Annotated in this window: 24 protein-coding genes; 18 read left to right on the top strand and 6 right to left on the bottom strand. The window is 52.9% G+C overall.

The features are described from left to right. The first annotated feature begins 259 nt into the window (after positions 1-259). From radB to ABSE13_RS04515, 3 genes are all read left to right on the top strand, one after another. Positions 260-937 (top strand): DNA repair and recombination protein RadB, encoded by a 678-nt coding sequence (radB, locus tag ABSE13_RS04525; protein WP_424027306.1) that lies wholly within the window; start codon positions 260-262, stop codon positions 935-937. A gap of 113 nt (positions 938-1,050) precedes the next feature. Beyond that, entirely contained in the window at positions 1,051-2,751 is a 1,701-nt protein-coding gene (locus tag ABSE13_RS04520) for a PAS domain S-box protein (protein WP_424027305.1), read from the top strand. 145 nt (positions 2,752-2,896) lie between these two features. Then, complete coding sequence (locus tag ABSE13_RS04515; protein WP_424027304.1) at positions 2,897-4,228, top strand: PAS domain S-box protein; 1,332 nt, start codon at positions 2,897-2,899, stop codon at positions 4,226-4,228. 62 nt (positions 4,229-4,290) lie between these two features. Here ABSE13_RS04515 and dapF read toward each other — a convergent pair whose 3' ends face one another. Beyond that, entirely contained in the window at positions 4,291-5,109 is an 819-nt protein-coding gene (dapF, locus tag ABSE13_RS04510) for a diaminopimelate epimerase (protein WP_424027303.1), read from the bottom strand. 133 nt (positions 5,110-5,242) lie between these two features. Then, positions 5,243-6,205: a ribose 1,5-bisphosphate isomerase gene (locus ABSE13_RS04505; protein WP_424027302.1), complete on the bottom strand. Its 963-nt coding sequence runs from the start codon at positions 6,203-6,205 to the stop codon at positions 5,243-5,245. 70 nt (positions 6,206-6,275) lie between these two features. Here ABSE13_RS04505 and ABSE13_RS04500 point away from each other — a divergent pair, with 70 nt between their 5' ends. From ABSE13_RS04500 to ABSE13_RS04445, 12 genes are all read left to right on the top strand, one after another. Continuing rightward, a complete protein-coding gene (locus ABSE13_RS04500) occupies positions 6,276-7,097 on the top strand; it encodes an HAD family hydrolase (protein WP_424027301.1) in 822 nt (273 codons plus the stop codon). A gap of 72 nt (positions 7,098-7,169) precedes the next feature. Continuing rightward, positions 7,170-8,783 (top strand): methyl coenzyme M reductase system, component A2, encoded by a 1,614-nt coding sequence (gene atwA / locus ABSE13_RS04495; RefSeq protein ID WP_424027300.1) that lies wholly within the window; start codon positions 7,170-7,172, stop codon positions 8,781-8,783. Positions 8,784-8,791: 8 nt separating this feature from the next. Further along, positions 8,792-10,321, top strand: a complete 1,530-nt coding sequence (mmp3, locus tag ABSE13_RS04490) for a methyl-coenzyme M reductase-associated protein Mmp3 (RefSeq protein WP_424027299.1) — start codon at positions 8,792-8,794, stop codon at positions 10,319-10,321. Next, positions 10,318-10,776, top strand: coding sequence for a methanogenesis marker 6 protein (locus tag ABSE13_RS04485; protein WP_424027298.1), 459 nt, complete (start codon positions 10,318-10,320; stop codon positions 10,774-10,776). The genes mmp3 and ABSE13_RS04485 overlap by 4 nt, the downstream gene beginning before the upstream one ends. A 1-nt stretch (position 10,777) precedes the next feature. Continuing rightward, complete coding sequence (locus ABSE13_RS04480) at positions 10,778-11,224, top strand: methanogenesis marker 5 protein (RefSeq protein ID WP_424027297.1); 447 nt, start codon at positions 10,778-10,780, stop codon at positions 11,222-11,224. Beyond that, positions 11,221-12,459, top strand: a complete 1,239-nt coding sequence (locus ABSE13_RS04475; RefSeq protein ID WP_424027296.1) for a methanogenesis marker 15 protein — start codon at positions 11,221-11,223, stop codon at positions 12,457-12,459. Before ABSE13_RS04480 ends, ABSE13_RS04475 begins: the two co-directional genes overlap by 4 nt. Then, a complete protein-coding gene (locus ABSE13_RS04470; protein ID WP_424027295.1) occupies positions 12,460-13,044 on the top strand; it encodes a methanogenesis marker 17 protein in 585 nt (194 codons plus the stop codon). Then, entirely contained in the window at positions 13,041-13,979 is a 939-nt protein-coding gene (locus ABSE13_RS04465; RefSeq protein ID WP_424027294.1) for a methanogenesis marker 7 protein, read from the top strand. Before ABSE13_RS04470 ends, ABSE13_RS04465 begins: the two co-directional genes overlap by 4 nt. Then, a complete protein-coding gene (locus ABSE13_RS04460) occupies positions 13,979-14,491 on the top strand; it encodes a carboxymuconolactone decarboxylase family protein (protein ID WP_424027293.1) in 513 nt (170 codons plus the stop codon). Before ABSE13_RS04465 ends, ABSE13_RS04460 begins: the two co-directional genes overlap by 1 nt. Positions 14,492-14,650: 159 nt before the next feature. Beyond that, complete coding sequence (locus ABSE13_RS04455; protein ID WP_424027292.1) at positions 14,651-15,178, top strand: hypothetical protein; 528 nt, start codon at positions 14,651-14,653, stop codon at positions 15,176-15,178. 177 nt (positions 15,179-15,355) lie between these two features. Next, positions 15,356-15,898, top strand: coding sequence for a hypothetical protein (locus ABSE13_RS04450; protein ID WP_424027291.1), 543 nt, complete (start codon positions 15,356-15,358; stop codon positions 15,896-15,898). A gap of 71 nt (positions 15,899-15,969) precedes the next feature. Further along, complete coding sequence (locus ABSE13_RS04445; protein WP_424027290.1) at positions 15,970-17,109, top strand: transglutaminase domain-containing protein; 1,140 nt, start codon at positions 15,970-15,972, stop codon at positions 17,107-17,109. Positions 17,110-17,155: 46 nt separating this feature from the next. Here the strand turns inward: ABSE13_RS04445 and ABSE13_RS04440 are convergent, their stop codons facing one another. After that, positions 17,156-17,521, bottom strand: coding sequence for a hypothetical protein (locus ABSE13_RS04440; protein WP_424027289.1), 366 nt, complete (start codon positions 17,519-17,521; stop codon positions 17,156-17,158). Between the two features lie 620 nt (positions 17,522-18,141). On the opposite strand from ABSE13_RS04440, the gene ABSE13_RS04435 reads away from it, so the two are divergent. Both ABSE13_RS04435 and ABSE13_RS04430 read left to right on the top strand, forming a co-directional pair. After that, positions 18,142-19,167: a helix-turn-helix domain-containing protein gene (locus ABSE13_RS04435; RefSeq protein ID WP_424027288.1), complete on the top strand. Its 1,026-nt coding sequence runs from the start codon at positions 18,142-18,144 to the stop codon at positions 19,165-19,167. Between the two features lie 9 nt (positions 19,168-19,176). Further along, on the top strand, positions 19,177-19,677 hold the full coding sequence (locus ABSE13_RS04430; RefSeq protein WP_424027287.1) for a PIN domain-containing protein: 501 nt from the start codon (positions 19,177-19,179) through the stop codon (positions 19,675-19,677). Between the two features lie 11 nt (positions 19,678-19,688). Here the strand turns inward: ABSE13_RS04430 and ABSE13_RS04425 are convergent, their stop codons facing one another. From ABSE13_RS04425 to ABSE13_RS04415, 3 genes are all read right to left on the bottom strand, one after another. Next, complete coding sequence (locus ABSE13_RS04425; protein WP_424027286.1) at positions 19,689-19,889, bottom strand: hypothetical protein; 201 nt, start codon at positions 19,887-19,889, stop codon at positions 19,689-19,691. A gap of 397 nt (positions 19,890-20,286) precedes the next feature. Further along, on the bottom strand, positions 20,287-20,646 hold the full coding sequence (locus tag ABSE13_RS04420) for a hypothetical protein (RefSeq protein ID WP_424027285.1): 360 nt from the start codon (positions 20,644-20,646) through the stop codon (positions 20,287-20,289). Beyond that, positions 20,643-21,161, bottom strand: a complete 519-nt coding sequence (locus tag ABSE13_RS04415; protein ID WP_424027284.1) for a hypothetical protein — start codon at positions 21,159-21,161, stop codon at positions 20,643-20,645. The genes ABSE13_RS04420 and ABSE13_RS04415 overlap by 4 nt, the downstream gene beginning before the upstream one ends. A 191-nt stretch (positions 21,162-21,352) precedes the next feature. Between ABSE13_RS04415 and ABSE13_RS04410 the strand changes: the two genes are divergently transcribed. Next, positions 21,353-21,589 (top strand): hypothetical protein, encoded by a 237-nt coding sequence (locus tag ABSE13_RS04410; RefSeq protein WP_424027283.1) that lies wholly within the window; start codon positions 21,353-21,355, stop codon positions 21,587-21,589. The last annotated feature ends 575 nt before the right edge of the window (positions 21,590-22,164 follow it).

Below are 22,164 nucleotides of genomic sequence, written 5' to 3'. Positions count from 1 at the left end.
ATAATGGATCACTTTTTTTGTAACTATTCACTTCGTTCAGTCAAGTCTTTTCACCTGCTATCTCCTCGCCTCGCGGCTCATCTTTGGCTTTAATCCAAGTCGGCGTGTTTGCACACAACGGTTATACTAAAACAGAACCGGAAGAATTGTTGTGCAAATATCCCGCCTTTATATCAAAGAGGAGGATAATAATTCTGAAGCTCAGCCTGATCAAAAGGCAACAGATACCATCACGTATTATCCGGAATGGAGACAGGAAATGAAAACCAGCAGAAAGAGCAGCGGGAATGCAGCATTGGACGAGCTGCTTGGAGGGGGTATTGAAGAGCGGACCGTCACCCAATTTTTTGGCGAGCCCGCCAGCGGTAAGAGTACATTGTGTATTATAGCATCGGTTTCTGTTCTCCGGGCCGGCCAAGCGGTAATCTATATCGATTCCGAAGGATTTTCCATCGAGCGGTTCCGGCAGATTGCCGGTGCGGATACGGAAAAACTCGCTGAACGCCTCTTCCTGTTCGAGCCGGTCGACTTCGAACACCAGGGATCCATGATCCTGGAAGTTGAGAGGATTCTCAAGGCACACAAGACCGGCCTACTCGTGATGGACTCTGCCACCGCTCTCTATCGCACCGATCTTGAGAGGGGCCGGGAAGCAATGCAGGCACTGACAAGGCAGATGATCCATCTGCTCGGGTATGCCAAACGATACGAGATCCCGGTCATCATCACCAACCAGGTCTACATGGACACCACGAAAAACATCTTCTACGGGCTGGGAGGGACCGCTCTCGAGCACCTCTCTAAGGCGATTGTCCGGCTCGAGAAGACCGAGACGCCCGGATTACGGAGGGCCCGGCTGGTCAAGCACCGTTCCCGGCCGGAAGGCTCCTCCTTTGAATATGAGATTGTCGAAGAGGGAATCCGGGCCCGACCATAGCCTGCAGATGTATGATATATTCTGGCAATCATCGCTGTCTCCACAGCATTTTTTCATAAAGATTCCGGAATTGCGATCAATATATCTTCTGGAACCGAATAATTGGATAATCCATGGCACTGAGGAGGGAAATCACTACCCGGATTATCGACCTCCTGAAGCAAAACCCTCAGGGGCTCAGCATCACTGAAATCGTCAGGAGCGGGGGTATCAACAGGAATACGGCAGGGCGTTACCTGGACAACCTGCTCATCTCCGGCCAGGTCGAGATGCGCCATTTTGGGATGGCCAAAATCTATTCGATCTCCCAGCGGTTACCGCACTCTTCAGTCCTCTCTATCTCATCAGAATACGTCATGCAGCTGGATAGTGGCCTTCGTACAGTCTTTCTCAACCTGCCCTTCCTAGATCTGATGAGTGTGAGTGAGAAAGAGATCATGGGAAAAAACATAGAATATACATCCATAGCCCTGTTCTTCGAAGAAGTATTCCCGGACCTTCTTGTACGGCTGAAGGAGGGACTTGCCGGAACGGAATTCAGAGGTGAACTTCACCTCATAAAGCAGGACATAACCTTTTTCTGCCGTATCGCCCCGACAGTTTTTAGCAGCGGGCAGAAAGGAGTCTCCGTTCTTTTCGAGGATATCACAAAGAGAAAACAGAGTGAAGAACGCCTGCAGGAGAGCGAGGCGAGACTGCGCAGCATTATCCGCGTCGCCCCTATCGGTATTGGGGTGATCGCAAACCGCATCATGCTTGAGGTGAACGACCAGTTCTGCAGGATGACCGGTTACGAAGCCGGGGTGCTTGTCGGACAATCCACCCGTATCTTTTACAGGACCGATGAACAATTCACTCTTACAGGTAGTCAGATGTGGGCCCAGATAAAGAAGACCGGGACCGCTTCCGTGGAAACCGCATGGAAAAAGAAAGATGGTGGAATCGTGGATGTCATTCTCTGTTCGACTCCCTTGAACCACGGCGATCTTTCCGCGGGATTCACGGTTACCGCTCTTGATATATCCGACCGGAAAAAAGCAGATGATGCACTGCGTGAGAACGAGGAAAAGTTCCGGACACTTTTCAATAATGCCAATGATATGATCACCCTTCACGGGTTCGATGCGGGCGGGATGCCCGGCACCTATATCGAAGTAAATGACGTAACATGCCGTAGGTTGAAGTATTCCCGCGAGGAGCTTCTCAACAAATCCCCAAAGGATATTGTGGCACCTGAATCCCTCAACATGATGGCTCAGAATGTGAGGTCACTCCGTGCCACAGGCCATGCCACATTTGAAATGATCCACCTGACGAAGGACCGGCAGAGAATCCCGGTGGAGATCAGCGCTCATCTTTTCGATTTCAAGGGAAAACCCCATGTTCTGGCCACGGTCCGGGACATTACAGACAGAAAACTGGCAGACGAAAAGATCAGGGAAAGCGAACGGCAGTACCGGCTCCTGGCTGAAAATTCGATCGATATCATCAGCCGGCAGACACCGGAATGCATCTTAACCTACGTTTCCCCGGCAGTTACACCGGTTCTGGGCTATGCCGAGGGGGAAGTGGTGGGCAGGTCCATGCTCGAGCTGATCCATCCGGAGGATCTCGAACGGGTAAAACGTGAACTTGTCGCTATTCCCACGCAGGGCATCAACACCAAGACATCGGTGTTCCGGTTTCGTCACCGGGACGGGCACTATCTTCTCTTCGAATCTTCAACAAAAATTATCCGGGATGAAAAGACCGGGCGGATCCGGGAGTTCCTGAATGTGTCCAGGGACATTACCGGAAGAAGATCCGGCGACTGAACGTAGGTATTCAGGACAGAATGTGGAATGTTGATACTACGATCCGTATGGCAGTTTTTTCCTGCAGGATCTATCCCGGCTCCAGTTTGGGCATGAAAATAAAAAATGTAACCATTAAATCTCCGGAATCCCGATTACTAAAATAATGAGTTCCCGAAAAGAGAGGGCTTCTTTGAGCGCAGAGGCCCGGCTTGAAGCTGATCTCACACGGTACCAGCTTCTTGCAGAATCATCACTGGACGGAATTATCATCACCGATTTTGAGGGGAGGATAATTACTGCAAATCATGCATCCCTCACCATGTTCGAAATCGACAGCTCATCTGCTTCCCTCCCTTTGACCATATTTGACTTTGTTGCACCGGATTCGCTGGATGCTGTCAGACGCGATTTTTCTGGTATGAGCCCGGACAGGAAAGGCATCTCACGGACATATTCCGCGATCACTGCACGGGGAAGAAAGATGTATATTGAGACCCTCGGGAACAGGATTATCTATGAAGGAGAGCCTGCCAATATCATCTCCATCCGGGATGCGACTGCCCGCCACGAAATGGAAGAAAGGCTCCGGGAGAGCGAGTACAAGTACCGCATGCTTGCGGAAAATTCTCTCGATATCATAAACGTCCATACTCCGGAACTGCGGTTAAAATATGTATCCCCCGCAGTCCGTGCAATCCTTGGATATGATCCCGAAAAACTCACGGGACATAATATGCTTGAGTTCATTCATCCCAATGACCATCCGATTATCCTGCAGGCCGTAGATACCGCATTATCCGGTGCTGATACAATCACACTGATCTTCCGTGTGAGGCATCGCGAAGGTCATTATCTCTGGTTTGAGTCAATAAGCCATATTATCCGGGGCGATAAGTCGAACACTATTATTGAAGTCTACAACGTTTCACGCGACATCACATTACGAAGAGAAGCTGAAGAGACAGCCCATAAACGGGATCGCGTCCTTCATGGATTCGCTGTGGCGTCAGGCTTTCTCCTTACTGGACGACTCGCGGATCCAATACCCCGCGTTCTGGCAACGGTTGGTGAAGCGATCGATGCAGATGCTGCCTATATTTACGAGGATCGCACCTTCCCCCCGTCAAAAAAACACCGGCCCGAGCGAAAATTCCGCTGGGATAGGCACTCATATGAGAACTCACTGCCGGAACAACACCACGAATGTGGCGAGCGGTTCTCCCGGAACTGGTCCAGAAGACTGGCTACCGGTGTCTGGGTAGCAGGACCGAAAAGCAGATTTTCCGGCCCTGAACGCCAGATGCTTGATGAAATGGGCATCCAGTCGATCCTCGTTGTCCCTATACAGGTAAATGGAATATACTGGGGTTTCATCGGTTTTTCCGATTGCACAACTGAACGCATGTGGGCAGATACCGAGATTGAAATTCTCATGACCCTGGCTTCAACCCTTGGCCTGGTTTTAGGATCGCAGCTGCACGACACGACAATATAGGATTCCGGCATCCGTGGAACTCTGATAAAAAGAGGGCGAAATCTGCTAAAAATCCTGAAAAATCAGAACGGTATACTCCCGGTAAACACCGTGGTCGCAGGACCTTCCATCTTTGCCCCGTCCTTTAAATAAATGACCAGCGGACCACCACGGGTCTCCACCTGCACGACATCTCCCGTGAGGCCGAGCCGGTGAACAATTGCCGCCGATGCCGTTGCACCGGTCCCGCAGGAGAGGGTCTCCTCCTCGACACCACGCTCGAACGTGCGGATCCGGATGCTGTCATCGCCGGTCTTCTCTACGAAATTCACGTTCGCCCCCTTTAGAAAGGAGACATGGTGCCGGATTGCCGGGGCAACCGCCGCAACATCCACGGAGTCAATGGCCTCCACCAGGATCACTGCGTGGGGGACACCGGTATTGGTCGCGTAGACATCATATTCCCCGATTCGTTCGTGGTACTCACCTGTACCGGTTGCAGGAATATCCTGCCGGTCGAACTTCGGCGTAGTCATCGTTATGGTTGCCATAAACCCGTCCTCCCGGTACCCCATTGCAACACCGATCTCCCCGGCAGGGGTCTCGACCGTACACGACTCCTTTGCGTACCCGGCATCAAACGCATACTTGGCAACGCAGCGGATTCCGTTGCCGCACATCTCCGCCTCGCTCTCATCCGGCTGGAGCAGGCGCATCTTCAGATCGCCCTGTGCGGATTTTGAAATGTATATGACCCCGTCGGCTCCGATACCGAAACGCCGGTCGCAGTAGATTGCAGCGAACTGCCCCTTCATCTCATCCGGGATGATAACGCGTTCGTATTCATCGATGATAATGAAGTCATTGCCGTTGCCATGCAGTTTGGTGAAGGGTATCTCCATATCAGGCCTCTGGTAGTTCTTTTTCCCGGAGGGTTATCATTCCCCGGGAACGGTCCTGTTATATAATTCAGCGTTCTGGTTTTCCATAAAGGCATCGGCACTTTGTGCCCGTTGGAAGTGAAAAGTTTTCCTGCTAATCATCCTGCCCGTTGTGAAGGGCAGCGGACGAATGGAACTCCCCGATATCCCAGCCAAGGTATTCCCGGATGATCACATACGCCATCTGAGGCGGGATTGCTCCCTGCTCCGTAACAATGAGATCGATATATTCCGCAGGAGTTACATCGAATGCCGGGTTGCGCACAGTAACATGGGGAAGGGTCCTTGCAATCTCGTCTGCAAGCACTTCACCCGGGGCCCGTTCCTCGATCTGGATCAGCTCCCCGACGATAGTTCGCGGCGCAAACTTGTAGGTCTCTGCGGCCACGATCACATTCACCCGCGCCTCGGCTGCCGTGTGTGCCACCTGCGATGTGCCGATCTTATTCACTACTGCCCCGTTGACGGTGACGGCGTCGGCTCCCACGATCACGAGATCTACATCGTGGATAAAGGATCGCACGGCCGAATCGACGATGAAATTCGTTTTTATACCGGCATCGTTCAGGGTCCGGATCGTGATAAGCCCCTGGTTTCTCGGGCGTACCTCCGTCGCAAACACCTCGATCTCCTTGCCGCTCCGGTGGGCCTCGATGATGCAGCCGAGCGCAACTTCAGAGTTGCAGTGCGTCAGAATTGTATCCCCATCCCGGATGTGGCGGGCACCGAAACCCGCGATCTTTTCCACGGCATGCTGTGACGACTGGATGAACTGCTCGGCTCGCTGGACAACAACGGATCTCGCCTCTTCCGTGGTCTTTACTCCGGTGAGCCCTGTCATGACAAAATGCACGGCATTCGGGAGTGATACAGCAGTCGGACGGGTTGCAACCAGTATTGCTGCGGCCTTCTCCATCTCCTGCCGGAATGCGGCATGGTACGGCGCCTGTACTGACAGGGCATGGTCCCTGAGGGCCTCGGCAGCTGCCCGGGCAATCCGCCCGGCTCCCCGGATCTCCATGCTCTTTATCTTCTCTGCGGTTTCAAATACGGACATCAGCTTCAATGAATCAATGTAAAGGGAAATACATAGAGTTTGTCACGGGAAGCGGGCGCCGGGAGGATCGATGTCGGTCGCAGTAGTCTTTGACAGTGCAGGAACGCTGCTGAATACCTATCGGGTTGCAAAGGATATTGCCAACAAAAAACTGCTCCCGGGTATCGAGACAACCACACTCACGTTCAGTTCCCCGGATCGTGTGCTCATCGTCCTCCCTGTCCATTCCAAGGATCTCATGGCAGCCGGTGGTGACAGGCTTCTCTCAGAATATCTTATCGCGAAAAATGTCAGTTTCGGTGTGAGCTGCACCCGTAAGATCATCACAGCGGAAGATATCGGGGATGTCCTTTATACCGACGAACACGCGCGGGTGAGCGATCTTCAGGAATGCATCAGGAACGTGTGGTCGATCTGTAAAGCCGAATCCGTGCTCACGCTCAACAGCGGCGCGATCATCAACATGGCAGACAGGAGCGTCGAGTTCACGATTACTGCCGGCGGCTGGCCGTTTGATGGGGCAAAAGATGTGGTTACCTCGCTCCACCGGATGGGCGTACCGATGTTCATCGCCTCCGGTGACCGGGTCACAAAACTCGAAAAGATGGCCGATCACCTCGGGATCCCGAGAGACCGGGTCTATGGTGTCGCTACCCCCACCGTCAAGGCCCAGATCGTCAACGATCTCCGGCAGGAATACGATACGGTGCTCATGGTAGGGGATGGGATCAACGATCTGGCCGCCATGCGCACTGCCGACATTGCTATCCTTACTATCCAGCAGCCGGGCGATCGCCCGGAAGAATTGTACAGGGTTGCAAACCATGTAGTGAATAACGTGAGCGATGTGGTGGGCATTGTTCAGGCTTTGCTTCAGGTCCGGAACCATTAGCGATCGTGACGGCTGAGCTGCATCATATAAAAGGTAATATGACACCTCTTTCACATTAGGTACAAGGGTATTATGAAGGCTCCATTGATCACGGTCGACAACCTCTGCATGGATTTCGATGGCGAGAGGGTTCTCAAGAATATTTCCTTTGAGATTGGCGAGGGGGAGATCCTCGGGATTATCGGCAGGAGCGGCGCCGGAAAGACGGTCCTGATGCACCTCATCCGCGGGGTTGAGCAGCCCCCGACCAGCGGGCGGATCATCTACCACGTAGCAGCATGCGGCGGATGCAGTTATATGGACGTGGGCAGTTCTGCAGGAAAGCCATGTCCCCGCTGTGGTGCAACGCTCTCACCGCTCAACGTGGACCTCTGGAACGAGACGAATGAAGAACTGAGGCGGCGTCTCATGCGCAGGACTGCGATCATGTTCCAGCGCACCTTCGCCCTTTATGGTGATGACCGCGTCATCGAAAATGTCCTTCACGCACTTGACGATATAGACTACCCCCAGGATAAGGCAATCAACAGGGCTGCGGATCTCATCGATCAGGTTAAACTATCCCACCGTATGATGCACATCGCCCGGGACCTTTCGGGTGGCGAGAAGCAGCGGGTGGTACTTGCCCGGCAGCTTGCAAAAGAGCCTTTCATGCTGTTCGCCGATGAGCCTACCGGCACGCTCGATCCCGGGACCGCAAGGGTGGTTCACGCGATGCTGATCGATGCGGCAAAGACCAATAATATGGGTATCATTGTCACCTCGCATTTTTCCCAGGTAATTGAAGATGTCGCACACCGAGCCATCCTGCTGGAGAATGGCATAATAGCAAAGATCGGCAGTCCGAAAGAGGTGATCCAGGAGTTCATGAAGGGGTGCGATGATACCGAAAAATTCGAGGAGGCTGAACTCGGGGACAAAGTTGTTGTAGCAAGGGATCTGGTCAAGCGCTACATCTCGGTGGACCGTGGTGTGGTCAAGGCGGTCAATGGTGTCTCCTTCGAGGTCTATACAAAGGAGATCTTCGGTGTCATAGGCAAGAGCGGGGCCGGCAAGACTACGCTCTCGGGTATCATCGCAGGCCTTATTGAGCCGACAAGCGGGGAGATTAACGTCCGTATCGGCGAGGAATGGATCGACATGACCAAGCCGGGCATTGAGCAACGTGGCAGGGCCACGGGGTACATCGGGCTCCTCCACCAGGAGTACGATCTCTTCCCCCACCGCACAGTCCTGGACAACCTTACCGATGCGATCGGCCTCGAGTTCCCCAAGGAACTCGCCATGCGCAAGGCTCTCGTCACCCTCAAGATGGCCGGGTTTACCGATGAGAAGAGCAAGGAGATCCTCGACCGTATGCCAAGTCAGCTTTCCGAAGGTGAGAGGCACCGTGTCGCCCTCGCTCAGGTGCTGATCCGCGAACCACGGATCGTGATCCTTGACGAACCAACAGGTACCATGGACCCGATCACCAAGATCGATGTGAAGCACTCCATCATGCACTCCCGGGAGGAGATGGATGAGACGTTCATCGTGGTCTCCCATGACATGGAATTTGTCCGGGACATCTGCGACCGGCTGGCACTCATGCGGGGCGGTAAGATCGTCCAGATTGGCAAGACCACCGACGTACTCGCGATCCTTACCGAAGAAGAACGCAAGGTCATGAGCCAGCCAACCGCATGAGGTGATTTATGGCCACCATCCACCTCAACGGAGTGAGGATGGAGGTTGCCCAGGGGGCACCACTCTCCTCAATCCTCTCAGATCACCCACAGGGTTGCGCTGTGGCGATCATCCGCCCGGCAACCCAGGAGCAGACGAGAACCGCAAACCTTGCGATCGCCACGACTGCCGGTGATATCACCATCGAGGTTACCGGGCAGGGTGCCGCATTTCTCGAGTCCCCCGCCATTATTGAGTCACTTTCCCTCCATTGGGTAGACCGGTATGCCGCGGCATTCGGGCCGTTCCCCTCAGGTATCCGTCCTTTGCGAAAACCCCACCTGTACGAACGGGGTGATGTGATCCTCGGGTGCGGGGGGTACGAGCCTCAACGATCATACCTGATCTTCTCAAAAACCCGACATTCAGCAGATCACGGGGCCGACGAAACCGGGGGCCTGATCAGCAGGGTAGTGAGCGGCAAAGGGGTACTGGACCGTTTCACCCACGGTGACCGGGTTATAAAAATTGAGCCTGTGATCAGCTGGGCTGACACCAGCCGATCATTCACGACAACCGATAGGGGACTTGTCCTCGAAGATGGCATGCAGGTCGTGACATCGCTTGAAATAGTGGCGCAGGGTTATTCACCGGACCGGATCACAACGGAAGCTGCGGGAAGCGTTGAGCACCTGCTCATCGCCTTGCAGTCCGGTAAATTCACGGTAGGGCGGGCTGCAAGCACGCATATCCTCGACCCGCACCTCACCGGAGCTGATGATGTGGAGAAGGAAGTCCGGCGCCCACGAAGGGAAGGGACGGTGACGGTGCGGAATGCCGGGAAATCGGCAGGCGGTATCTACATTTACCGGGCGGATGTCCCGAGCAGTCCCACCCACAACACAGTCGGGCAGGTAGTCCGCGGGATCGAACTTGCAAAACTGGCAAAAGAACATGACGTTCTCGTAGTGAAAGTCCATCCTGCCCGGATCGATCTTCTCGGACGACCGCTTGCGACCGCCAAGGAGATCGCAACCGCGACCGGCTTTGCCCTGAACGTTGACAAAGAGGATGGCGACCGGATCATTGTCTCCCAGGAGCCGGGCACTACGCTCGATGTTCTCAATGAGAAGAGTGTCGGTGTGACCACAGCACCGATCGACAAGGTCATCGACATTGAACTCGACGATTCCGCCGCCCCGAACAGCTGTGAAATCTTCCGGAAATTTACCGGCCTCAAGGAACATGATGCCGGCATGATGCCGGTCTTCTTCACGTTCGATGACGTGGTTCTTTTCAAGCCGGCGATAGCATCCGGTGCCAAGATAACGCCGGAGAATTTACCAAAGGACGAAGTCCCGGCCGCGGCCCTTGCCATCACCAACGATTCCCGGAAAACCGCGGGACTTGTCGGGGTCAGGCTTTCCGCGAACAAGGAGTTCGGCCCGACATCGGAGCCGTTTGAAGGGACTAATATCATCGGGCGTGTGATCGATACTCAGAAACTCAAGAAAGTGAAGGAGCGGGAAACTGTGTATATCAGGGAGGTGAAGCGGTGACGGAATATACGCCGGTCCACGTAGGCAGCGTCACCAAGTACGTGGTCGTGGAATCATTCGAGATCACTCCTGCCGATCTGGCGATCAGGGGATATGAGATCTCGAACGGGGCAATGATCAAGGAGACCTGTTTTGGCCTTGTCGTCAACGGTAAGGAGGAGGATGTCAACCGGATCGTGACTGAGCTCCGGAAGATGGATCCGGACCATATCTTTGTCAAGGACCGGGGCTTCCCCCCGGGCGATTCCCGGCGGTGCCGGGCTAACCTCGGCGGGGCACGCCCGGGATATCACGGTATGGAATACGAGATGACCGTGATCCCGTATGTCTCCCACGGGCTTGAGGAACTCAAGAAACAGGATGTTGCAACTGTCCCCGCACCGGAGAACCCGCTCGACAAAAAAGTCCTTGATATCACTATGCTGAAAAAACTGATCGATGCACAGGAGTCCTGAAATGGCAAAAGTATTCATCTATCCCGCAACGAGCCTGATCCTCTCTGACCTGGTGGCACGGCATGGCCATACCCCGCTCTCATCGGCTGTTGCAATCCGCGAACGCATCCAGACCGCAGGACTCGAGTCCCCGCCCCTCCAGATCACGCCAGAAGAACCTAAGAAGGGGCTTAAGTGGGCTGCAGTTGAGGTTCCAAGTGGCGTCCGCGGGCGCATGGCACTCTATGGCCCGATGATCGAGGAGTGCGAAGCCGCGATTATCATCAACGATGCTGACCTCGCGTTCGGGTGCATGGGCTGTGCAAGAACAAACGAATTGATCAAGTTCCTCGTGCGTCAGAAAAACATCCCCAAGCTCGATCTGTACTACCCGAAGAACGAGGAAGAAGGTGTGAAATTCGTAGCTGCAATCAAACGGTTCCTGGGAGAACTCGGGGGTAAGAAATGACACCGCCGGTACGGATCGCACAAATCTCCTGTGGCCCGGAGTACTCCGGTGTCCAGCACGAGATTGATGCCGCAGCCAGAGAAGTGAACGGCGAAATCTTCTTCCCGGATATCGCCCTTAAGGATGTTCAGCGGGACTTTGACGCTTTTGGCCTCGATGTTCGCAGCCCGGATCTCAAGCTCGCCATTGCCCGGGCAAAGGCACTTGTTGACGGAAGGGTCGAGGCAGATGCGGTCTTCATCGCTACCTGCTTCCGGTGCGCCGAAGCCGCGATCGTGAGAAACGAGCTCCGGCGTTATATCCACGAGAACTCGAAACTACCGGTCGTCAGTTATTCCTTCACCGAGCGGACTACAGCCGGCACGCTCCTGACAAGAATGGAGGCCCTGACCACTATCGCACGGCGGCGTGCCCTGCTCGCCCGCGAGACCCAGCAGGGGATCACGCTCGGCCTCGATTCCGGTTCATCGACAACGAAAGCGATCGTGATGAAGGACAACAAGATCATCGGGACCGGATGGCAGCCCACCCAGGAAGTACTGAAAAGTGCGCAGGGTGTGATCGATACCGCCCTTGCGGAAGCGGGTATCACGTTAAAGGACGTCCAGGCGATCGGTACTACGGGTTATGGGCGATTCCTTGTTGGCAAAGAGATCAAAGCGGATCTCATCCAGGAAGAACTGACGGTGAACTCGAAGGGGGCGGTCTATCTCGCGGACCGGCAGCACGGGCCGGCAACGGTGATCGATATCGGCGGTATGGATAATAAGGCGATCTCGGTGATGGATGGTATTCCAGGCGTCTTCACGATGGGAGGTATCTGCGCCGGTGCGAGCGGCAGGTTCCTTGAGATGACGGCAAAACGTCTCGGCGTGGAGATTACCGAGCTCGGCCCGCTCTCCATGAAAGGATTCGGCGGGCGGGTGCCGATGAACAGTTACTGTATCGTCTTTGGCACCCAGAGCCTTGTCAACGCTCTCGCAGCCGGGAGCACCCGGGAAGATGTCGCTGCCGCGGCCTGCCACAGCGTGGCCGAACAGGTCTTCGAGCAGCAACTGCAGGAAGTGGATATCAAGGAACCGGTGATCATGGTCGGAGGGACGTCACTCATCGAAGGGCTCGTCCATGCGATGGGCGAGCTGCTGCAGACGAAGATTGTCGTGCCTCCCCACTCCCAGTATATCGGTGCAGTCGGATCAGCATTATTGGCTTCAGGGTTCATCAGGGACGATTAGATGTTTGCCGTCGAGTACTTTGAGGTGGAATGCCCCGAACCGCTGGGAGCCGAGTACTACAAGCAGATCGCAAACGATGTACTCCTCGACCACAATCTGTTGAAGGTTGTCAGTAAGCTCCACATCTTCATTGATCCCAGGATCCCGGTCTTCATCGCAGTCGGCATCCTCAAGAAGATCACAACCGTGATCCGTGTCAGGGATTTTGCCAATGTCAACCCGCAGGAGGGCAAGATGACCCTCGTCATATCGGACGAGACGTACCTGGCGCCAACGCTCAAAATCTTCTGGGAGCGGTTTGGCAAGGAAAAGGTCGAACAGCCCGACCGGTTTACCATCGTTCTGTACGATGTGCCTGCCACTTCGGCCGAGATTGAAGAGATTGTTGTGGCCGATCCGAGCGAATCGCTCCACAAGGACCTGATCTACGCCCTCCGGTGTATTGCACCCGAGGGATTCAGGCTCAGGACCGAGATCTTCACGACCGAGAAATTTACCTTCGTGGCGAGCGAGAACACGCTCGCCGAGGATATCGGTTCGGTTGTCAAGGCGAAGTTTGCGCTGATGGGTGAGGTGCCGCCATGACACTCGTTCCGGTAACTTACAAGGGCGGGATCTTCCAGCACGACGTGGTAGTGGACCTGATCGAGGACCTCGGCGGGTACGTGGTGCAAAAACACCTCATCGCCCAGGAAGTCGTGCTCCAGTGCTTCGTGCCACGCGAGGATATTGAACTGATCCGCGAGATCTCGCGCCCTCTCTTCGGGGAAGTGACCGACTCGCCGCTGGTGGGAACGGAGATCGCGGTTGTCAGTATGAGCCTTGAGATTCACCACCTCCCTCACCCCTCATGCGACATCGCGGAATATGTGCGCCGGCTCGGCGCGAAGAGCAACATGGTCAGCCTTGCACGTGGCCCGGGCAAGAGGATTGCAAGCTTGAATGACGAGGAGCGGGACGTGATCAACGAGCACGACATCGCGGTCTACCTTCTCGGGAACTTCGAGACCTGCATCGAATACAAGATGCCCACACTCAGGCGGGGTATCGAAGTGCCGATCGTGCTCTGCGGGGGGCCTTCGATAGAAGTCCTCAAAAAGATCACTGACCCACCGTTGGACGGGTACGTCGGGAACGTGGGAAGATTTATGCGGAGGACAAAGGAGGCCGACCAGCTGGACAAGCTGGATGAGATCGTGGCCGAGGTTACCCGGGTGCTCGAGAGGAAACGCGAGGAGATTGCGAAGGATCCTCTTTCGGTAGCCCCGGCCCGGCTCATGGGCCTGATCCGGGAGAAGGTGCCTGCTATACTCGATGTAACCTCGCCAACTCCCCTCACGGTCCAGATGGCAGGGCTCCGGGTAAAGCTTCCCTACGACAGCTTTGCCGCGGACCTCAGGAAGATCGAGATTGAAGACGGGATCACCCTTGGCGATGTTGCCGACGTAGTCCCCTCACGGATGCGGGATTATATCCTTGTGCGGATCCGGCCGTTCTCGGAAACCAATACGGTGGTATGATGGCAAAGAAAGTATCAGCGTTATCGACGAAGGACCAATTCGAGGAGAAACTTGCCCGTATCGTGGAGCAGGGAGCGGATGTAACCGCTGACGAATGGATGAAAACGATCGAGGAAGAGTACGGGCGTGTGCCCCTCGTCTTCAAGAGGATGGGGGAGCGCCCGGAAGTACTCATCTCCCACCTCCTGTACAAAGGTACGGTGGCGCAGACGAGTCCCCTTGACCCGAAGTACGTGGAACTGATCAGCATGGCGGTGGGAGCGGCTCTCAAGTGCCCGCACTGTACCGGCTACCACATGCAGGCGGCACTCAAGATGGGAGCGACCCGCGATGAGATCCTTGAAGTAATTCTCCTGTCCGGTATGATCTCCAACTCGTCCGTGCTCGCCAATGCCTACCGGATCTTCGATGAGAAGATTGAGAAGTGTGTGCCGTGCGAAGTGGCCGGTGCTCCCGGGAGAAAGGGGCAGAAGAAGGCTCCTGCGAAGAAGGGAGCGAAGGGGAAGAAGTAGGCCAGGGTTCTTACCTTTTTATTCTCTTGAGATGATTAAATCTTCAGCACGAAGTACTCGGGTCTTTGATCTTAGTCTTATCTACGAGGTGATCTTATTTCTGAAGAGGAAAGAATTCGTAGAGAAATCATACACAATATAATAACACTCAACGAGGGTTTGAGACAATTTTGGATTAAAGCTGATGGCTGGGCCCCAATTGAAGCTGCTCAGTTGTTGAGCAAATCTCGACTCGATTGGCAGGTGTCGTTATCAAGATGTTTGAAACTCTGGATTGTTGATCCCGATCCGAATGACGACAGCGGCCAACTAATTCTGGCTTGGGCTCTTCTTGGAAGTCTTGTCGAAGGAACGATGAAATTGTTTTTAGCCGTCTATTACACGTCGTATGCGGCTGATATTGAGGCAATTAAAAAAAGAGGTGACTTGATAGATCCGGATAGTCTACAATTAGAACAAATGCGCCAGTATTTTAAAAAGAGCATCTGGCGCAAAGAGGATGAAGAATGGGATTTATGGATATTGAAAATTCAACAGCGGCGAAACGCAGTCCATGCTTTTAAAAACAGAGACATCGGTAATTTCGACGAATTCTTTACAGATGTGCAAAGGTATCGACAATTTCTACATTACATAAACGATCGACTTCCCTATCCAGATGATCTATACAAACCACGAGAATTTTAACAGTATCCCGTGTAAAAGACATTATTATGATCACAAGTTTCGTCGGCCCCATTCCGCTCCTACGTTGCGTGCGGAATATTACTGAGCATTTTGTTGTGGCGGCGACGAAGCGGACGGAGGCGTTGACCCAGGCGGTGCTGGGGATGGTGTTTGCGGGGAGACTCGTGTGAGTGAATAATGGTAGCAGATATGATCCTTACCCTGGAAGGGCAGCACTTCCGGAGGCAATATCTCCTTTACATCATACAAATCTCAAATGGGAACGACAACCACTTCTATATCGGGCAAACCGGCGACAATAATGCTACCACGGCCCGACCGGCATTCCGTAGACTCGCGGCTCATCTGGGCGATAGCGGGAGCAGTACAGAAAATCAGGTCTATCAATATCTGGCAGAGCATGTAATAGAATTCCCAAGCAATGACAATAAGGGTGAAAAATTTAATAAAAAAATTAAGCAGGCAGTAGAAGATTACCTTGTTCACAGTACGATCAGTATGTACGTGTACTCACTGCAGGAATTTCCACCCGGTATTGAACGTGAGGTTCATCTTGCGAATGTTCGTAAGGTAAGGCTCTTTGAAAAAATAATAATCGACCTTTTCATTAAGCATCAGAAAAAAATTGCTAATAAAAAATTATCCAAACCCCCCAGGGGGGCAGTCTGCCCTTATCCGGATATTTTTAAGCGCATCGAAAGCGATTTTAAATTGAGTTGATTGAGTTCACTTTCACAACACCCAACTCTCCTTTATAGTACAGACTCGCAAATCGAATATCAGAAGATAATATGCATCCAATCCTCCGGAAAATTCAAAATAAATATACATCCTTAGTGGATTTTCTCGATAAAAAAATTCCACTAGATTCGCGAAAAAAAATCAAATTCAGTATTCTGATTTTATTCATTATTGCTTTCATCCCGGAGGTGTACATTGTTCCCTATTATTTTGTTGTCGTTCACCCCGCTGGAGAGTCCGAAATCAACTCAGTCCTGGAGAAGGTCCAGTCGGTAAACCCTTCTGACGCAAAAGTGAATGCGATTTCCGATTGGGAAGAACAAAATTTTACCAATATTTACGGTGTCAAACCAAATTTTTCTCTGGATTTTGGAGCATTTTTACTCTATGGTGACGGTCGTTACCCTATTTACATCAATACATCCAATCAACAACCAATCAAAATACGTGCGTTTATATCCCCATTCATGAATGATCCGAACTGGATAACCTATTTCCATTGTGGAGCATGTGGGGAACTCGCAACACTTTTTAATTATATTTCGAACAAGGCACACATCGAATCGAGGATGGTGCAAACAACAGGCGAAGATCATGCGTGGGTGGAAGTCAAAATAAATGACTCTTGGACGTATTTTGATCCGACACTGGTTGAGATATTTCAGAGAAATTCTGATTACCGGAGTAAATGGTTCGGCGACCCGAAAAATTTCGAGGGTGTCTGGAGCTGGAATATATCTCGCGTCACGGTAGTTTCGACAAATGAGGATCTCACCCCGAAATATACGCAGTCGGTCAATGTCACTGTACTACTTAATTCATCAAACCTGATCAGTGTCACTAAATATGATAATGGAAAGAAAAACTGGATCGAACTTTTTTTCCGGGGCGTCACCTCGTCAGATAATCAGATTGTTGAATCGATCCCACTCGGAGAATCAAATCGCTATAAAATCCGTGCAACAAATTTTGGGAATGGATATGTTCCAATACCAAAGTTTCAGGAACAAGAAATCTTTCCAAACTCTACAGAAAATATATCAGTGAGTCTAAATCCGGATAATGGATCCTATGATATTCCTTTATTTGTAGGAATTATCGTGGTCATTGGAGGATTTCTCTTTGTAATCTGGGAGATAGTCAAAATATTGCAAAGAATAATACACAATAGGAAGAAGAATGGGGAATAAATTAATCGAGATGCTGAGAAAAAACCATGAATCGTGGTGAAAAAAATCAATTATCTGTTAATATCGAGAACAGCACACCAAGTGCCGGTATCCCGATATACCAGAACACCACTCCCCAGAATCCAATCCAGATCAGGGTGCCCATCGGACTTATCGACTGAAGAATATTATCCGGGAAAGACAACCCGCTCGTAAAATTGTGATAAATACTCAGGACCGAACTCAGGATATCCAGATTTGTCCGCATAGCGTCAATGGCAGCAAACATCTGAAATATCGCGCTCATAATCTCGAAGGGAATTCGAATTAATGCCCAGAGTTCTCTCAGGAACAGATCGGCAATTGAAACCGCTATATCCCAGATTACAAACATCAGAGCGCCCAGAATTCCTCCGCGATACATTCTCGACATGTCTTCTCCTGAAAGCAATATTCCGACTTTCTTTAAAAATTAAATTATCCTTCTTCTGCTGATCAGTTTAACACAGGGCTGATAGCGATCCCGATATTCGATGGCCGGTTGGGTGAAACCTCCCTTACTGTCAACCTCGCAAATTCCTTTCTCCCTGATCAATCGCTGCAGTTCGGGCTTGGTTACTGGCGATTGTCGGGCTTTGACCTCGCCTCTGACATCTCCCCGCTCATAATCGTGCAAGCCGGGTCCGCCGACAGGTCTTGCCCGGTGTTCTCCTGCTTTCTGTTTTTCGTACGCGATTCCGCGTCTCACATCGTTTGAAGTCATATTTCTATACCCCATTTGGCAGTCCGGTCCGGAGCTGCTCAGCCTAAGAGATCCTGTTATTATTATTTAAATTTTTCTGAGAGATCTTTTAGGAAATTGGATTATCTGTCTATTCATTAATCAGTAAATCAATCAATCAATTAATCAATTATTCAATATCGTAAAATTGTAAATTTGTACAATGAAAAAATAACCATCCCAATCACAATATTTTATATGCAATTGGATAGTTTACTTTATTGGTAATAATTTGCCAATTAGTAAACTAAAATAAGAGGGGATGGAAGGGAATGTCAATAGGTGAACGCATCAAATCGGCCAGGATCAATGCCGGGTTATCGCAGGAGGCGCTCGGGCAGAAGCTCGGCGTTACCAAGATGGCGATCTCAAAGTACGAGAACGGGACCGTCACGCCGAATTCGGGAGTTCTCATTGCGCTTTCAAAGGCGCTGGAAGTGAAGATGGATTACTTCTTCCGGGGTTCCGCGATCCGGCTCTCGAAGCCCGCGTACCGGTGCAGGAAAGCGCTGTCGCCAAAGGACGAGACGAAGATCCACGGGAAGACGGCGGACTGGCTTGAGCGGTACCTCGACCTGGAACAGATCACCGGTTCAGAGAAACCGCTCGATCTTCCGGATCCTGAATTCTGCCGCGTGTCCTCGCTGGACCAGATCGAGGAAGTTGCCGTATTCGTGCGAAAAGCATGGCAACTCAACCTCAACCCCATCGAGAACCTGATGGACGTATTGGAACAGCACGGGATCAAGGTCGGGGTCATTGCAGCGCCGGTAAAGTTCGACGCCCTCACGATGAGGTACAACGACGAACACCCGCTCATCATTGTCAACAAGACATTTCCCGGAGACCGGCAGCGCCTGAGCCTCGCCCATGAACTGGGGCACCTGCTCCTGAAGCTTGATGAAGGAATCGACGAGGAGGCGGCTGCATTCCGGTTCGCGGGTGCATTCCTGATTCCAAAAGAAACCGCGATCATGGAACTCGGGCCAAAACGAAGGATGCTGGACCTTAGGGAACTCTACGTCTTGAAACACAAGTACGGCATCAGCATGGGCGCGCTTATCTACCGGGCCGCAAACCTAAACATCATCTCGGAGGCAGCCGCAAATCGCCACTGGATCGAAATGCGTTCTCATGATTATCATAAACAAGAGCCTTGGAAACAGATCGAGCCGGAGGTCCCGACCCACTTTGAGCTGCTCCTGCTCCGAGCTTTGACCGAACACAAGATATCGCAGTCCCGGTTCGATGAACTGAGGGGAGACGATTCGCCCATCTTAGCCGTACCGTGCCAGTGAGGAATGAGAATGAGCAGAAGATCCTGTTGTATCGATGCAAATATCCTCTTCGATTTTGTTGCCGGGGATATTTTCGATACCCTGTTTCTTCTGCCCTTTGATTTTCAAACCTCCGACATCGTTGCGAGCGAAATATCCGGGTCGTATTCGGGTAGACAGCTGGCGCAGCTGGGACTCGAAATCCGGGAGCTCGATGATGCCGAAGTCCTTGAAATATTCACCCTCAAACAAGAGCACATCGAACTCTCGGTCGAAGATGTCTCGGTCTTTTTCCTGAGCCGGAAGCACAGTGCGATGATCCTGTCCAATGATGGCCCGTTGCGGGAACTTGCTGACGCCACCCGGATCGAATACCATGGCACTCTCTGGCTTCTGGAGGAGATGATTCAGAACGAGATCCTGCGGCCACAGGAATCTGCATCGGCCCTCAGACTCATGCTCGCAAAAAAACGCTGGCTCCCCCGGCCCGAATGTGAGAAATTAATCAAAAAATGGGAATCGGGAGAATAATCAGAAACATATCACTCCTGATCATTGCCTATTCCGGTTCGTCCTTCACGACCCGTCCCTCCCCCCACCACCCAGCACCCCCTCACCGAGGCCGCCCGCTTGCGAACCCCCGGATCGATCCGGAGAAACTCCGGGTCGATGAAATCATGCACGACCGTCTCGTGCGTACCGTCATCCGCGATCCGTGAAGTCACGTAGAGCCGGTAAAACATCCGGTCCTTCCCTGTTGTGTTCCGGCATCCGCCGCGTCGTCATTCACCGTCGTAGACGGACCCCTCTCCGTCGGAGAGAGTGATCCAGGAGGGCCTTTCCCGGGCCTGCCACGTGCTAAACCCCATCGGACCCCCGTTTCGGCCTCTCCAACTGACCCATATTAACACGGTCCGGGACACGCGGCCCCTCAGGCGTAAAAACCCCCGAATTCACATTGTGAACGCACGGAAACTGGCACGCATTTTTGCGAAACTGTGTCGTTCCGGCCCGGAAAAAGGGGAATCGGAGCCCTTTACGGGCTTCTTTTTCCCTATCCCTGAAATAAGGGTATACGGGGGAAATCACCGACGGAGACGAGTATCTTGTGGGTGTCCTGGTCAATCCTGCCATCCCCCCTCATGCACTCACGATTGGTTCGCCATCGCGGCCAAGTTCAATGATACCCTTCTCCATTACGCGGAAGAGCCTGAGTCCCCCGTGCCGGCTGCAGGCCCAGAGCTCACGGGACCGGCACAGCCCCGGGGGTACGAGCCGGAGCAGGGCGATCATCTCGGCGAACTGGGCTTCCATCTCCGCAAGCGATCCGTGCAGCCGCCGGCTCATCTGTACGCTGACAACGGCCGTGTACCCGGCAGCATGGATCACGAAAGTCGAGACGCTCCCCCGGCCCTGCCGGCAGAATGTGACAAAACCCCGGGCCAGCGCTACCGGCAGCGCGAAATCAATCGCTTTCTGCGATACCGGTCCCCGTCTCATGCCCTCACCCCCCGGGGAGTCGCCTCATGGATGAGACGTTCGAGCCGGTCAATACTGCGCTCCAGGCGCTCATCGAGGAGATCGATCTGTTCCCAGAGGGCCGCGACCTGCTCCCGCTGCTGTTTCTCCTCACGGTACTGCCGGGCCAGGACAGAGCAGATGAAGTCCCGGTACGAGTTCTCGTACTGCAGGTACAGGATCTCCGGGTCGGGGCTTTTGAGGCGCTGCATCATCTGGCGCATGAGTTTTTTCAGCTCATCCGATCCGGTATCCGGGGGTGTTGTGTGCAGCTCTGTTTTCCGGAACACTTCATTCGCAGGTTCCGGCGCCGGCCCATCTTTCACATGCCGGCAGGCCCAGTTCAGTTCCTCTTTTTCCTGCCCGGCACTGACCGCACCGGACTTATTCTCATCAGATTGCGATTCCTCGCAGGAAGTACCGGCAGTCCCGGCTCCTTCCGGCAGCAGGACCCCGGCGGATCCTATGGGAGTGGTTTTCTTCTCTTGTACTGTCATTTTCTTTTAGTTTTTTGTTTTTTTCATCGGCTATGCAGTCAGACGCTTCATCCGCTACGCTAACGTATCACGTGCCATGGCCGGCTCGTGGGTGCGGCCGGTGCCTCCCATGCTCCGGGTCTTACAAAAACCCTCGGGCAACGGGAAGTGCACTACGCGCCGGGTGCCGGCGGTTTATTGCGTATGCAGCTATGAGCGGTGAAACCCCATGCATCCCGGCAGCAGCCGGGAAGATCCCACAACCATTCACGGACACCACGCCATGCGGGAAGATCCCCCCGCGAACCGGACGGTTCGTCCGGCTCCTTCTCCGGTATACCCGGAAGACCGATCGGGTATCCCATCATGGCACAGAGCAGTATAACCCGGACAAGCATCATGATCACCAGTCCGCTCCGCTTTATGTAGCGGGCGGCCGGGGCCCATGATCTTCAATGCCGGAAAAATACAGAGGTCCGCGAGCATTGTGATTAAACTTAGGTTGATGAAATCAAATATATATACAAATCGGTTTAAAGAAAATATTTTGATTTATCCCAACGAATCGCGGCATGGATTTTGGCCGGATTCATGTAACCCGGAGATTCAGGGAATGAACCGCGGGAGGCGGGGGAGCGGGAACAGCATGTCAGTGGCAAGGTATGTACGATCCCGTAAGGATTTTTAAAAGATTGTGCTCTGTAGAAATCATTGGGAGTTGTTAACGCTCCAGGGGCTTCGCCCCGCCGCTGAGGCGCCCCAGTTGCGATAGTGTCGTATTACCTGTTTACAAAAAATGCGGGAGTGGTGTTTGTACAGGTAATATCGAGGCATCACATGCGCCCCCGCCCCCAACGGGGGCAGGGATGGCGCAAGGGGGGCAATCATATCTTTAAAAATAGGATTTCTCCAGAGCAAAAGATTGCTTATTCCTGCCATGAATCCCAACTTCCGGAAATACAGACGCTGACAGACGCTAATGGATAGTCAAACGACACTGAAGAAGGGTTTCGGATTGTGGCAT

The organism is Methanoregula sp., assembly GCF_049518935.1.
Classification (GTDB): Archaea; Halobacteriota; Methanomicrobia; order Methanomicrobiales; family Methanospirillaceae; genus Methanoregula.
This window is presented reverse-complemented; position numbering and strand designations above follow the sequence as displayed.

Coding starts and splice junctions, on each gene's coding strand:
- radB (WP_424027306.1), top strand. CDS start 260: ATGAAAACCAGCAGAAAGAGCAGCGGGAATGCAGCATTGGACGAGCTG.
- ABSE13_RS04520 (WP_424027305.1), top strand. CDS start 1,051: ATGGCACTGAGGAGGGAAATCACTACCCGGATTATCGACCTCCTGAAG.
- ABSE13_RS04515 (WP_424027304.1), top strand. CDS start 2,897: ATGAGTTCCCGAAAAGAGAGGGCTTCTTTGAGCGCAGAGGCCCGGCTT.
- dapF (WP_424027303.1), bottom strand. CDS start 5,109: ATGGAGATACCCTTCACCAAACTGCATGGCAACGGCAATGACTTCATT.
- ABSE13_RS04505 (WP_424027302.1), bottom strand. CDS start 6,205: ATGTCCGTATTTGAAACCGCAGAGAAGATAAAGAGCATGGAGATCCGG.
- ABSE13_RS04500 (WP_424027301.1), top strand. CDS start 6,276: ATGTCGGTCGCAGTAGTCTTTGACAGTGCAGGAACGCTGCTGAATACC.
- atwA (WP_424027300.1), top strand. CDS start 7,170: ATGAAGGCTCCATTGATCACGGTCGACAACCTCTGCATGGATTTCGAT.
- mmp3 (WP_424027299.1), top strand. CDS start 8,792: ATGGCCACCATCCACCTCAACGGAGTGAGGATGGAGGTTGCCCAGGGG.
- ABSE13_RS04480 (WP_424027297.1), top strand. CDS start 10,778: ATGGCAAAAGTATTCATCTATCCCGCAACGAGCCTGATCCTCTCTGAC.
- ABSE13_RS04475 (WP_424027296.1), top strand. CDS start 11,221: ATGACACCGCCGGTACGGATCGCACAAATCTCCTGTGGCCCGGAGTAC.
- ABSE13_RS04470 (WP_424027295.1), top strand. CDS start 12,460: ATGTTTGCCGTCGAGTACTTTGAGGTGGAATGCCCCGAACCGCTGGGA.
- ABSE13_RS04465 (WP_424027294.1), top strand. CDS start 13,041: ATGACACTCGTTCCGGTAACTTACAAGGGCGGGATCTTCCAGCACGAC.
- ABSE13_RS04460 (WP_424027293.1), top strand. CDS start 13,979: ATGGCAAAGAAAGTATCAGCGTTATCGACGAAGGACCAATTCGAGGAG.
- ABSE13_RS04450 (WP_424027291.1), top strand. CDS start 15,356: ATGGTAGCAGATATGATCCTTACCCTGGAAGGGCAGCACTTCCGGAGG.
- ABSE13_RS04445 (WP_424027290.1), top strand. CDS start 15,970: ATGCATCCAATCCTCCGGAAAATTCAAAATAAATATACATCCTTAGTG.
- ABSE13_RS04440 (WP_424027289.1), bottom strand. CDS start 17,521: ATGTCGAGAATGTATCGCGGAGGAATTCTGGGCGCTCTGATGTTTGTA.
- ABSE13_RS04435 (WP_424027288.1), top strand. CDS start 18,142: ATGTCAATAGGTGAACGCATCAAATCGGCCAGGATCAATGCCGGGTTA.
- ABSE13_RS04430 (WP_424027287.1), top strand. CDS start 19,177: ATGAGCAGAAGATCCTGTTGTATCGATGCAAATATCCTCTTCGATTTT.
- ABSE13_RS04425 (WP_424027286.1), bottom strand. CDS start 19,889: ATGTTTTACCGGCTCTACGTGACTTCACGGATCGCGGATGACGGTACG.
- ABSE13_RS04420 (WP_424027285.1), bottom strand. CDS start 20,646: ATGAGACGGGGACCGGTATCGCAGAAAGCGATTGATTTCGCGCTGCCG.
- ABSE13_RS04415 (WP_424027284.1), bottom strand. CDS start 21,161: ATGACAGTACAAGAGAAGAAAACCACTCCCATAGGATCCGCCGGGGTC.
- ABSE13_RS04410 (WP_424027283.1), top strand. CDS start 21,353: ATGAGCGGTGAAACCCCATGCATCCCGGCAGCAGCCGGGAAGATCCCA.